General features: G+C 73.5%; 10 protein-coding genes. 6 read left to right on the top strand and 4 right to left on the bottom strand.

Annotated elements, in window-relative coordinates:
* From ACH4TP_RS38920 to ptsP, 3 genes are all read left to right on the top strand, one after another.
* The coding region (locus ACH4TP_RS38920) for a hypothetical protein (RefSeq protein ID WP_389237682.1) at positions 1–220 on the top strand (220 nt) is incomplete at its 5' end.
* 282 nt (positions 221–502) lie between these two features.
* On the top strand, positions 503–952 hold the full coding sequence (locus ACH4TP_RS38925) for a PTS glucose transporter subunit IIA (protein ID WP_389237684.1): 450 nt from the start codon (positions 503–505) through the stop codon (positions 950–952).
* Positions 953–1,032: 80 nt separating this feature from the next.
* Positions 1,033–2,703: a phosphoenolpyruvate--protein phosphotransferase gene (gene ptsP / locus ACH4TP_RS38930; RefSeq protein ID WP_389237686.1), complete on the top strand. Its 1,671-nt coding sequence runs from the start codon at positions 1,033–1,035 to the stop codon at positions 2,701–2,703.
* An 81-nt stretch (positions 2,704–2,784) separates the two neighbouring features.
* Here ptsP and ACH4TP_RS38935 read toward each other — a convergent pair whose 3' ends face one another.
* Together ACH4TP_RS38935 and ACH4TP_RS38940 are read right to left on the bottom strand one after the other, a co-directional pair.
* The gene (locus ACH4TP_RS38935; protein WP_398440561.1) at positions 2,785–3,675 is read right to left on the bottom strand and encodes a hypothetical protein; all 891 of its coding nucleotides are present in this window, start codon (positions 3,673–3,675) and stop codon (positions 2,785–2,787) included.
* A gap of 23 nt (positions 3,676–3,698) precedes the next feature.
* On the bottom strand, positions 3,699–4,988 hold the full coding sequence (locus ACH4TP_RS38940; protein WP_398440562.1) for an MFS transporter: 1,290 nt from the start codon (positions 4,986–4,988) through the stop codon (positions 3,699–3,701).
* Positions 4,989–5,033: 45 nt separating this feature from the next.
* On the opposite strand from ACH4TP_RS38940, the gene ACH4TP_RS38945 reads away from it, so the two are divergent.
* Complete coding sequence (locus tag ACH4TP_RS38945; RefSeq protein WP_398440563.1) at positions 5,034–6,353, top strand: aminotransferase class I/II-fold pyridoxal phosphate-dependent enzyme; 1,320 nt, start codon at positions 5,034–5,036, stop codon at positions 6,351–6,353.
* Between the two features lie 96 nt (positions 6,354–6,449).
* Here the strand turns inward: ACH4TP_RS38945 and ACH4TP_RS38950 are convergent, their stop codons facing one another.
* Positions 6,450–8,075 (bottom strand): serine protease, encoded by a 1,626-nt coding sequence (locus ACH4TP_RS38950; RefSeq protein WP_398440564.1) that lies wholly within the window; start codon positions 8,073–8,075, stop codon positions 6,450–6,452.
* A 122-nt stretch (positions 8,076–8,197) separates the two neighbouring features.
* Here ACH4TP_RS38950 and ACH4TP_RS38955 point away from each other — a divergent pair, with 122 nt between their 5' ends.
* Complete coding sequence (locus ACH4TP_RS38955; protein ID WP_398440566.1) at positions 8,198–9,109, top strand: RNA polymerase sigma factor; 912 nt, start codon at positions 8,198–8,200, stop codon at positions 9,107–9,109.
* Positions 9,106–10,194, top strand: coding sequence for a CU044_5270 family protein (locus ACH4TP_RS38960; protein WP_398440567.1), 1,089 nt, complete (start codon positions 9,106–9,108; stop codon positions 10,192–10,194). Before ACH4TP_RS38955 ends, ACH4TP_RS38960 begins: the two co-directional genes overlap by 4 nt.
* 62 nt (positions 10,195–10,256) lie before the next feature.
* On the opposite strand, the gene ACH4TP_RS38965 is transcribed toward ACH4TP_RS38960, so the two are convergent.
* The gene (locus ACH4TP_RS38965; RefSeq protein WP_389237696.1) at positions 10,257–12,230 is read right to left on the bottom strand and encodes an acetoacetate--CoA ligase; all 1,974 of its coding nucleotides are present in this window, start codon (positions 12,228–12,230) and stop codon (positions 10,257–10,259) included.
* Between the last annotated feature and the right edge of the window lie 114 nt (positions 12,231–12,344).

Genomic DNA, 12,344 nt, shown 5'->3' on the forward strand with positions numbered 1-12,344 from the left:
TCTGGCGTTGATTTTTGGCACGCTGTTGAGTTCTCAAGGTGCGGACGCTTCCTTCGTTCCCGTTTCCGGGCCCTCCGGGCGCTTCCTTCGTTTCCAGCTTAGCAGATCCGATTTCCGTTTCTGCCACCCGCTGGAGCGGGCTGCTGGGATTGGAATTCGCTATTCGCGCTTTCCGTTCCCGGCGGGGTTGAACATTACCAGGCTTTCTCGGCCCCCCTGACCATGTCCCCTGCGAACATGCAGAGGTGTAGACCACTGGGGTTAGGATCTGGCTTGATAGGTGCTGCCGACCCGCGACTCAAGGCCGCGTTGGGGTCAGGCAGGAGTACGACAGTACATCCCACCGTCAGTAGAGGCAAATCATTCCGGTAGTCCCTAGCTCCGCCCAACGGGTACGTCTCGTGCGGAACCGGGACTTCCTATGACATACGCTTCAGAACAGTACGCCGTCCAGGACAGGTAGTGACGGCGCCACACCATCTCCGCCCCTGGGAGGCTTCCCATGACAAACGTGACGTCGCCGCTCGCCGGCCGCGCCATCGGTCTCGCCGCAGTTCCCGACCCGGTCTTCTCCGGTGCGATGGTCGGTCCCGGTACCGCCATCGATCCCGTACGTGAGCCCTCGGAGGTCGTCTCCCCTCTCGACGGGGTCATCGTCTCCATGCACCCGCATGCCTTCGTCGTCGTGGACGACGAGGGACACGGTGTGCTGACCCACCTCGGCATCGACACCGTCCAGCTCAACGGGCAGGGCTTCGAGCTGCTCGTCAGCAAGGGTGACCGGGTGACGCGCGGACAGGCCGTCGTCCGGTGGAACCCCGCCGAGGTCGAGACCGCCGGCAAGTCCCCCATCTGCCCCATCGTGGCCCTGGAGGCCACCGCCGACTCGCTCACCGATGTCGTCGAATCCGGCGACGTGAAGGCCGACGACCTTCTCTTCGGCTGGAACTGAGCCGGGCCGTCCTCGTGACGACCGCGAGTTCGACATTCAACGCGACGGCCGGGACCGTCGCTCAATCGGAGACGGGTGAGATGGAGACAACGCTGCGAGGCGTCGGCGTCAGCCACGGAGTGGCGATCGGCGAGGTCCGGCACATGGGCACGGCGGTTCTGGAGCCGCCGGCCAAGCAGATCCCCGCGGACGAGGCGGAGCGTGAACAGGGGCGCGCCCGTCAGGCCGTGGAGGCTGTGGCCGCGGACCTGATTGCCCGGGGCAATCTGGCCGGTGGCGAGGCCCAGGCGGTGCTCGAGGCCCAGGCGATGATCGCCCAGGACCCGGAGCTCATCGCCGACGTCGACCGCCGCATCGCGGTCGGCAGCACGGCCGAGCGCGGTATCTACGACGCCTTCTCGCACTACCGCGAGCTGCTCGCCGGTGCCGGCGAGTACATGGCGGGCCGGGTCGCGGACCTGGACGACGTGCGGAACCGGATCGTCGCGCGGCTGCTCGGCGTGCCGATGCCCGGCGTGCCGGACAGCGACGAGCCGTACGTGCTGATCGCGCGGGACCTGGCGCCCGCCGACACGGCGCTGCTCGACCCGGCGCTGGTGCTCGGGTTCGTGACGGAGGAGGGCGGTCCGACCAGCCACAGCGCGATCCTCGCGCGGGCGCTGGGCGTGCCGGCCATCGTGGCGCTGCCGGGCGCGGGTGAGCTGGCCGAGGGCACGCTCATCGCGGTCGACGGTTCCACCGGTGAGCTCTTCGTGGACCCGAGCGAGGAGAAGAAGGCGGAGCTGACGAAGGCAGCCGCCGCCCGCAAGGCCGCGCTGGCGACCTCCAGCGGTCCGGGCGCGACCTCCGACGGTCACAAGGTGCCGCTGCTCGCCAACGTCGGCGGTCCGGCGGACGTGCCGGCGGCGGTGGAGGCCGGCGCCGAGGGCGTCGGTCTGTTCCGTACGGAGTTCCTCTTCCTGGACGACAGCGAGAAGGCGCCGTCCGAGGAGAAGCAGGTCGAGGCGTACCGCAAGGTTCTCGAGGCGTTCCCCGAGGGCCGTGTGGTCGTGCGGGTGCTGGACGCGGGTGCCGACAAGCCGCTGGACTTCCTGACGCCGGCGGACGAGCCGAACCCGGCGCTCGGTGTGCGGGGTCTGCGGTCGCTGCTCGACCACCCGGAGGTGCTGCGGACGCAGCTGACCGCGCTGGCGAAGGCGGCCGAGGGGCTGCCGGTGTACCTCGAGGTCATGGCTCCGATGGTGGCCGACCGCACGGACGCGAAGGCGTTCGCCGACGCGTGCCGTGAGGCGGGGCTGCGGGCGAAGTTCGGCGCGATGGTCGAGATTCCCTCGGCCGCGCTGCGGGCGCGCTCGATCCTGCAGGAGGTCGAGTTCCTGTCGCTGGGCACGAACGACCTGGCTCAGTACACCTTCGCGGCCGACCGCCAGGTCGGTGCGGTGTCCCGGCTCCAGGACCCGTGGCAGCCGGCGCTGCTCGACCTGGTGGCGCTGTCCGCCGAGGCGGCCAAGGCCGAGGGCAAGAGCTGTGGTGTCTGTGGCGAGGCCGCTTCGGATCCGCTGCTCGCCTGTGTGCTGACGGGTCTGGGTGTCACCTCCCTGTCGATGGGTGCGGCGTCGATTCCTTATGTGCGGGCGACGCTGGCCAAGTACACGCTGGCGCAGTGCGAGCGGGCCGCGGCCGCGGCGCGGGCCGCGGACACGGCGCACGAGGCGCGTCTTGCCGCGCAGGCGGTGCTGTCCGGGGAGTGATCCCCTGACCGAACCGGTCGTCGAAGGGGCTTTCCGTCACGTGGTGGCGGGGAGCCCCTTCGTCGTGTCGTCGTGCCGGTGTCAGTGGTGGGTGGTCCAGTCGTCGTCGGGGTCGGGGGTGAGGGGGAGGCCGGCGTGGTACTCGACGCCCGGTTCCGGGGAGAGGGGTTCGCCGGTGCGGGCGTCGGTGCAGTAGGCGGCGAAGACCTCGGCCTCGGTGAGGGGCGTCAGGGTGCCGCCCGTGAGGCGCCAGCCGTGGAGCCGGTCGGGGGCGTCGGGGGTGGTGGTGCGCAGGACGATTCCGCCGGGTGCCGCGAGGGCGATGCCGGCGGCGAGTACGGCGGTGAACTCCGCTCCTGTGGCGTCCTCGGGTGGTGCGGTGTCCTGGGTGTGGAGGACGGCGAGGAGTTGGTCGTCGGCGGCCTGGACGCTGCAGACGAGGTGGTGGGTGCCGGGGCCGGCGGCTTCGAGGAGTCGGAGGAGCAGGCGGGTCGCCCGCTCGTACGCGGCTTTGCCGATGTCCTTGCCGCAGCCGGCGCAGTCGCCCGCGGTGGCGAGGACGGTGGTGGCGTACTCCCAGGTGGCCTGGCGGACGGCGGTGTCGACGAGTTCGGGGAGGAGGGTGGTGAGGGGCTGGCCGGTGTAGGTGACGCGGGCGCCGGTGACGGCCAGGTGGGCGGTGAAGCGGCTGCGGCTCGTGGGGTGGTCGGGGTCGGTGCCGGTCTCGGCGCACCAGGCCGCGTACTCCTCGGGGTCGAAGAGGGTGACGGTGGTGTGGCCGCCCTGGGCCGCGAGGGTTTTGAGGAGGGCCTCGATCTGCCGCAGGTAGGTGGTGTGGTCGTCGAAGGCGAAGGTCCGGTACTGGCGCATGGCGGCGAAGTCCTGCTCGTCGGCGAGGAGGCCGACGGTGCTGGGGACCTCGCGGCGCAGGGCGCGGCGGAGGTGTGCGGTGGTGGTGCCGGTGTGGGTCATGTCTCCCCCTGGTGACGCTCCGATCAGTGCTCACTCACCGTAACCTTCGGCACTGACAGTGACGGTCCGGTGAGGCGGCGGCGGACGAGGCGGTTCTGTGCGGCGGCGGTGGCGACCAGGGCGGCGCCGAGGAAGGGCCAGGCGAGGGGGCCTGCGGAGACGAGGCCGGTCACGAGGAGGGGACCGGCGAAACGCTGGGTGGACTGGGCGAGGCCGTGGACTCCGAGGTAGGCGCCCTGGGCGTCGTCGGGGGCGAGGGCGACGGAGATCTCCCAGGAGGCGATGGTGTGGATCATCTCGGCGAAGGTGAGGACGACGGCGGCCGTGATCAGGGCGGTGACCGCGAGGGTGCGGCCGCCCAGGGCGGAGACGGTGAGGGCGAGGGTGCCGATGGCGAAGAGGCCGGCCAGGGGTCCGTAGAGGCGGCGGGCGGAGTCGGTGGTGGAGCCGAAGCGGGAGAGCGGGACCTGGAAGAGCACGACGAGGGCGCTGTTGATCACCATCAGGAGCGGCGCGAGGCCGACCGGGGCTTCGGTGGCGTGGACGATCCAGAGCGGCAGGGCGACCTGGGTGATCGAGTCGTGGAGGAAGAAGACGGCCTCGCCGGCGGTGAAGGTGAGGAAGCCGCGGTCGCGCCAGGGGTTGGAGGGCTTGGTCGTGGGGGCCGGGCCGGTGGAGGCGGCGGCGACGCGGGAGGTGGCGGGGGCGGGGGGTTCGGCGCAGCGGAGGGTGAGGGCGGCCATCACGAGGTAGGACAGCGCGTCGCCCACGAGCAGGGCATGGAAGGCGGTGGTGGAGCCGATGGCGAGCGCGGCGGCGGCGCCGAGGCCGCCGAGGGTCCAGCCGAGGTTGGAGACGGTGCGGTTGATGGCCTGGTAGCGGACGCGGTCGGAGCCGGCGACGCGGGCCGCGTAGAGCTTGGTGAGGACGTTGGTGGCGCGGTCGGGGAGGGCGCCGACGGCGGAGAAGAGGACGAGCAGCGGGTAGTTGTCGGTGGTGAGGAGGGCGAAGAGGGCGGCGGCACGGAGGAGTTGGGTGCAGACGATGACGCGGACGAGGGGGAAGCGGTCGGCGAGGCGGCCGCCGAGCGGTGCGCCGGCTATGCCGGCGGCGCCGGAGAGGGCGATGAGGAGGCCGACCTGTCCGAGGCCGAGGCCGGTGACGTAGGTGAAGTAGAGGGCCATGGCCGTGGACCAGAGTCCGGTGCCGCACTTGTCGATGAAGCCGACGACGAGCATGCGGCGGCCGTCGGTGCCGCCGGGGATGCGGCCCTTGAGGGGTGGGCGGGTGGTGTGGGTGGTGCTGCGGCTCATGGGTCCCCCTTGCGAACTTCTTTGTATTGATACATAATTGATTACGTGGCAGCACAATATGCGATCGAAGGGGCGACGGCCAAGGGGATCGCCGCGTCCGTGGAGCGGGGCGTGTCCGAGGGCGGGCTCGCCCCGGGCGACGCCCTGCCGCCGGTGCGGCGGCTCGCCGACGAGCTGGGGGTGAGTCCGGGGACCGTCGCGACGGCCTACAAGGAGTTGCGGCAAAGGGGGCTGATCGTCACCCGGGGTCGGGGCGGGACGGTGGTGGCGGAGGTGCCCTCGGCGGCTTCGCGGCGCCCCCCGCGCGTGCCCGACGGCCTGGTGGACCTGTCCGCCGGGTTTCCGGACCCGGCCTTCCTCCCCGTACTGCGGCCCCCGGCGGCCGTCGACCCGGTGTACGGCTCCCATCGCGCCGCCCCCCGGCTCGCGCGCCTGGAGGCGCTGACCAGGGCCTGGTTCGAGCGGGACGGGGTGTCGGCGGAGCACGTGACGTTCGCGCACGGCGCCCTGGACTGCATCGCGCGGCTCCTTTCGACGGAGCTGCGGCCCGGTGACGCCGTGGCGGTGGAGGATCCCGGGTTCCACCATGTGCTCGACCTGGTGCCCGCGTTGGGGCTGCGGGCGGTCCCGGTGGCCGTGGACGGCGAGGGGCTGGTGCCGGAGTCGCTGCGGGCCGCGCTGCGGGGCGGGGCGCGCGCGGTGGTGTGCAGCCCGCGCGGGCAGTGTCCGACGGGGGCGTTCTTCACGCGCGCGCGGAGGGACGAACTGGTGGCGGTGCTCCGGGAGTTCCCCGAGGTGCTCGTGGTCGAGGACGATCACAACGCGGAGGTCGGCGGAGCCGCGGCGTACACGCTCGCGGCGGCGGGTCTCGACCGCTGGGCTCAGGTGCGGACCGTGTCGAAGCACCTCGGCATCGACCTGCGCTGGGCCGGGGTCGCATGCGACGCGGTGACGCTGGCGCGGCACGACCGGCGGATGGTGATGACCTCGGGCTGGGTCAGCCACGTCCTCCAGGAGACGGTGGCCGGCCTGTTCGCCGACCCGGCCGTACAAAAGCTGGTGGCGGCGGGCGAGGAGGCGTACGCGGAACGGCGCGCGGCGCTGATCGGCGCACTCGGCACGTACGGGATCCGTGCGGTCGGCGCGAGCGGACTCAATGTGTGGGTGCCCGTCCGGGACGAGTCGGCGGTGGTCAACGGCCTGCGGACGCAGGGCTGGTGGGTCGCTGCCGGGGCGAGGTTCCGGGTGGCGGCTCCGCCCGCGGTGCGGATCACCGCGGCGAGGCTCGCGCCCGTGGACGCGATGCGGCTCGCGGCGGACTTCGCCGGGGTCCTGGGGGACACGCAGGCGACGTACGGCGGGTGAGTCCCGCACCGGTGACGCGCGGATGCTCCGGGGCGGGCGTCGGCCTGCCCCGGAGCATCCGGTCGGTGTCGGTTCAGCGGGTGCGTCGGTGTCGGTTCAGCGGGTGCGGAAGGCGCCCAGCTGGGTCTGGGTGAGGGTGTTGCCCTGGGTGTCGGCGAGTTCGGCGCGGAGCGAGACGGTCCGGCCGGGGGCGGGGGCGCGGAAGGCCACCTGGCCGTTCAGGACGGGGACGCGGGTCCAGGTGGCGCCGTTGTCGGTGGACATCGACACGGTCAGGGACCGGACGCCGGCCTGGGCGGCCGCGCCCTGGACGGTGACCGGCACGCGGAGCGGGGTGCCCGCCGGGGCGGTGCCGTCGAGGGCGAGGCCCGGGGCGAAGCGGACGACGCTGAGCGGAAGCGCCTTCGGGCGGGCGGCGGCGGCCGAGCGGAAGGTCCAGGCGGCGGTGACGCGCCCGCTCGACGCCTTGCCGTCGCCCCGGGTCGCCGAGGCCGTCAGCCGGTACGAGGCCGCTCCGGAGGTGGTGGTGAACTCGGCGCGGCCGGGCTCGCCCCGGCGGGTGCCGATCAGGACGCCGTCGCGGTGGAGCGTGGTGGTCGCGGCGCTGAACCGCGGGGCGCTCGGGGCGTGGCCGTCCCCGTCGGCGAGGAGCGGGATGTCGAGCGCGATCCTGTTGCCGTCGCGGACGGCGGCCGGGCGGGCGCCGGGCGTGGTGTCGAGTGCGGGGCCGAAGACGGCGTTGCCGAAGGTGTGCGTGGTGGTCGCGCCCGCGTGGACCGCGATTCCGTTCGCCTCGTAGCGGTTGGGCGGCGTCTCGGGAGCGGCCGGGCCCGTGTAGGTGACGTCCCAGCGGCCCCGCTCCGGGGTGACGAGGACGGTCGCGGTGGCGGGGAGGCGGAGCGGCTGGGCGAGCCCGATGGTGGGGCCCTTGCTCGGCTGGATGGAGACGAACCCTGTTCCGGTCGCGCCCTCGGCGGCGGCTCCGCGGATCCTGACCGTGGCGAGCTTCCCGGCCGCCGGGTGCCGGACGAGGCCGGTCAGGGCGCGGTCGGAGGTGAAGGTGTAGCCGAGCGCGTAGTCGTTGCGCGCGCCGGACCAGTAGGTGTCGAACCACTCCTTGACGGAGCCCGGTTCGGAGGCCGGGCCGAGGTGGGCCACGCGCAGGCCCTCGCGGGCCGTCAGGATGTTCGCGGAGCGGGTGGTCCCCTCGTGGGTGACCTCGACGAACCCGATGCTGTTCAGGTAGCGGGCGCCCGACTCCTGCGGGCGGACGTCCACGGGGGCGGTCGTACGGGCGTCGACGGTGACGGTCGTGTTCTTGTTCAGGTCCAGGCGGGGCTGGACGACCCAGTCGGTCCCGGCGGCCGGGTCGGAGCCGTGCAGCGTGGAGTCGAGCAGGTAGCGCCCCTTGGGCAGGCGGACGGTGACCGTGCCGGACTTGTCGTAGGGCGCGGCCTCCTCCTTCGCGCCGGGGCCCGAGATGCCGGTGACATGGGTGCTGTAGCCGCCGGTGGCGGCGCCGGCGCGGTCGAGGTGCCGGATCGTCAGGGTGTACGTCTCGGGGGCGCCGGCCGCCACGGCGCTCGGGGGCAGGGCGTTCAGGGTCGTTCCGGCGAGGACCGCGGCGAGGGCCAGGGTGCGCAGGGCAGTGCGGCGGCCGGTGATGGTGGTGCGGGGGCCGGTGCTCCGGGGCGTACGGCGGGAGTTCGAGGAATCGTTCATGCTCAGCACTGCTCGTGGCGGGCGGGGCGTTCCCGTGACCTGGGCCACACCCTGCGGGCCGTGTGGTCCAGGTCACGGGAACCCGGGCGAACCGGCGCCCAGTGCCAGATGTGGAATCACCTATGAGAGATCGTTTCCGCGCCGGGGACCCCGCGGCGCTCGGAGAGGCGTACGACGAGCACGCACGCGTGCTGTACCACTACGCCTACCGGGTGTGCGGGGACCGGGCGGCCGCGGAGGACGTCGTGTCCGCCGCGTTCCTCGAAGCCTGGCGCTGCCGGGGGAAGGTGCATGCCGACGGCGGCAGCCTTCGCCCGTGGCTGCTCGGCATCGCGACCAACATCATGCGTGGGGCGGCCCGCGAGGCGCGCCGGCGCGACGCGGCGCTGGCCAGGATCCCCGAGCGCGGTGTCCTGCCGGACTTCGCCGACGACGTCCTCACCCGGATGACGGACGGGGAGCAGATCCGCGCCGCCCGTGTGGCGCTCGGCAGGCTCAGGCGGCGCGAGCGCGAGGTCTTCACGCTCGTGGTCTGGGCGGGTCTGGACTACGCGGCGGCCGGGGAGGCGCTTGGCATCCCGGTCGGCACCGTCCGCTCCCGGCTGTCCCGGGCCCGTGAACGGCTCCGGAAGCTCGCCGAGGCCGAACTGCGCGCGGGACGGCGCCGGGAGCGGTCCGCCGCCGCCGCGGTCCGCTCGGGCGGACGGCCGGTGCCCGGCGGCTCCACGGCCGGGGCGGGTGGGCCTCGCGGCGGCGAGGAGGGGGACACGTCCGGCTCCTTCGCGGTGACGGGGCCGGATTCCGGTTCCCTCGGGGTGCCGGGAGCCACGCCGCCCGGGGCCGCCGCCGGTGCCGGGCCCGCGCCGAGGTCCGGGGCCGGGAGCGTCGGCTCGCCCGCTTCCGTGTCCCCCGCCCTCACCGGGACCGACGGCGTCCCCGGGCCCGCCCCCCTCGCCGTACCCGGCGGCTTCGCCGTCCGCTCGACCGTCCGCCCGGCCCTCGCGCCCCGACCGACCCAGGAGAACCAGGCATGAACGCCTCCGCCCCCCGCCCGCCGCATGCCGACGCGGACGAGCTCCTGCGCACCGAGCTGACCGAGCTGCTGCCCCCGCCTCCGGTGCCCGACCTGACGGCCGAACGGAACCTGCGCCTCAGGCACTCCGTCCTGCGGACCGCCCTCGCCACCGGGGACGGTGCGGCCGCCCGCCCGGCGCGTGCGCGCCGGCCGCGCCAGGGGGTCCGGCTCGGCTGGATCGCCGCGCCGATGGCCGCCTGCGCGGTCGTCGCCGGTGTCGCCGTGCTCGCGCCCCGGGACGCTCCGGGCGGCTCCCCCGGTCACGGCTCGGTCGGGCAGCCCGCCTCGTCCGAGGCCGTGCGGGTGCTGTCCGGTGCCGCGCTCGCCGCGGCCGCCGCTCCCGCGCCGAACGTCCGGCCCGGTGAGTACGTCTACGTCAAGAGCCTCGTCGCCCACGCGGGGCGCGACGCGGCCGGCGGTCCCGCCGCGCTGCCGCCCGCCCATCAGCGCGAGGTGTGGCTCTCCCCCGACGGCAGCCGGCCGGGGCTGCTGCGCGAGCCGGGTGCCGCCGACACGGAACTCGGTGCCGAGGCGCCCGTGTACGAACTGGACCGTCCCGGGGCGACGCCCCGGAAGACGACCATGGAGGCGGCGCCGCCCTCCGTCACGAACCCGACCCACGCGTACGTGGCGACGCTCCCCACGGATCCGGACGTGCTGCTGCGCCTGATCCAGGACCAGACGCGCGCGGGCGAGGGCGACGCCGATCAGCGGGCGTTCACCGCGATCGGGACGCTGCTGGCCGAGACCTGGGCCCCGCCGAAGGTCACCGCCGCGCTGTACGAGGCGGCGGCGCGCATCCCCGGCGTGACCGTCCTGCCGTCCGCGAAGGACGCGGCCGGTCGCGAGGGCGTCGCCGTGGCCCGTACCGCCCACGGCGAGCAGACCCAGTGGATCTTCGACCGGGCGACGTCGGCGTTCCTCGGTGAGCGCACCGTCCTCACCCGGACCACCTCGGCCGGACGGGCCGGGACGGTCCTGGGGGTCTCGGCGGTACTCGCGAAGGCCGCCGCTCCGGCGCCCGGCGAGCTGCCGAAGGGCTAGCGCGTACGCGGAAGGGCCCGTCGATCCGGTCGGATCGGCGGGCCCTTCCGCCATGACGGGTCCTAGCGGCGGCGGTTGGCCGCGAGGGTCTCGTAGAAGTGGAGGAGGCCGAGGTCGTCGACCGAACCGGCGTTGACGGCCTTGGCCAGCGGGGTGCCCTGGAGGAGGCGCTTGACGGGGACCTCGATGCGCTTGCCCGTGAGGGTGTGCGGGACTCCGGGGACCTCGATGATCTCGTCGGGGACGTGGCGCGGGGAGAGCTCCGTGCGGATCGTCCGCTTGATGCGGTCGATCAGGTCCTCGTCCAGGGTGACGCCGTCCACGAGGTGGACGAAGAGCGGCATCCAGTATCCGCCGTCCGGTTCCTCCAGGCCGATGACGAGGGACTCGCGGATCTCCGGGAGGCGCTCGACGGCCTCATAGATATCGGCGCTCCCCATGCGGACGCCCTGGCGGTTCAGGGTGGAGTCGGAGCGGCCGTGGATGACGACCGAGCCGTGGTCCGTGATCGTGATCCAGTCCCCGTGGCGCCAGACGCCCGGGAACATCTCGAAGTAGCTGTCGCGGTAGCGGCTGCCGTCGGGGTCGTTCCAGAAGTGGATCGGCATGGACGGCATCGGGTTGGTGACGACGAGCTCGCCGACCTCTCCGATCAGGGGCTTCCCGGAGGGGTCCCAGGACTGGAGGTCGGTGCCGAGGCCCGCGGCCTGGAGCTCGCCGATGTGCACGGGCAGCGTGGGGACGGCGCCCGCGAAGCAGGAGCAGACGTCCGTGCCGCCGCTGACAGAGGCGATCCACAGGTTCTCGCGGACCTCGTCGTGGAGCCAGCGGAAGCCGTCGGGGGGCAGCGGGGAGCCGGTGGTGGCGACGCACTTCACGGCGGAGAGGTCGAAGTCCCGGCCGGGGTGGACGTCCGCCTTGGCGCAGGCCATCACGTACGCGGCGGAGGTGCCGTAGAGGGTGGCGCGGGTGCGTTCGGCGACCCGCCACTGGGCCGCGGTGTCGGGGTAGCCGGGGCTGCCGTCGTACAGGACGACGGTCGTGCCGGTGAGGAGGCCGGAGACGAGGAAGTTCCACATCATCCAGCCGGTGGAGGTGTACCAGAAGAACACGTCCTCGGGGCCGAGGTCGCAGTGCAGGCCCAGCTGCTTGACGTGCTCGACGAGGATGCCGCCCTGGGACTGGACGATCGCCTTCGGCAGGCCGGTCGTGCCGGAGGAGTACAGGACCCACAGCGGGTGCGAGAACGGCACCTGCTCGTAGACCGGCTCGACGTCGGCGGCGACCAGGTCGTCCCAGGCGAGGGTGCCCTCGGGGGCCGGGGTGCCGAGGAGCGGGATGTGGACGACGGCGCGGAGGGTGGGGAGCTCGGCGCGCAGTTCGGCGACGGTGTCGCGGCGGTCGTGCTCCTTGCCGCCGTAGCGGTAGCCGTCGACGGTGAACAGGACGACCGGCTCGACCTGCTGGAAGCGGTCGAGGACGCTGCGGGCGCCGAAGTCGGGGGCGCAGGAGGTCCACACGGCGCCGACCGCGGCGGTGGCGAGGAGCGCGACGACGGACTGCGGGACGTTGGGCAGGTAGCCGCTGACGCGGTCGCCGGGGTTCACGCCGAGGGCGCGCAGTTCGGCGGCGAGGGAGCCGACCTGGCGGCGGAGCTCGCCCCAGGTGATCGGCGTGGGCTCGTGTGTCTCGTCCACATGGAGCAGGGCCGTGTCGTGGGGCCGCTCGCCGGCGGCGCGCAGGGCATGCTCGGCGTAGTTGAGCGTGGCTCCGGGGAACCAGTCGGCGCCGGGCATGGAGCGGTCGCCGAGGACCCGCTCGTACGGGGTCGAGAAGCGGAGGTCGAACCACTCGACGACGGCCTGCCAGAAGGCTTCGAGTTCCTCGACCGACCAGCGGTGGAGCGCCGGGTACCCGCCCTCGGCGGGGGCGCCGTGGTGCTCGGCGGCCCAGGCCTGGAAGCGGGTGACGGCGGCCGTGGCGATGCGCTCCTCGTCCGGCTGCCAGAGGGGCTCGGTCGGCACTGCTGATGTCATGGGGGCTGCTCCCTGGCTGTCCGCGGGTCTGCGTGTGTCCCGCGCACGTGCTGGGGTGTGCGCGTGACGCGGCTGACAGGACGATGCCATGTGATCGTCTTTCGCACCAGGTCT

Origin of the sequence: Streptomyces sp. NPDC021012 (genome assembly GCF_044333355.1) — a bacterium.
Lineage (GTDB): Bacteria > Actinomycetota > Actinomycetes > Streptomycetales > Streptomycetaceae > Streptomyces.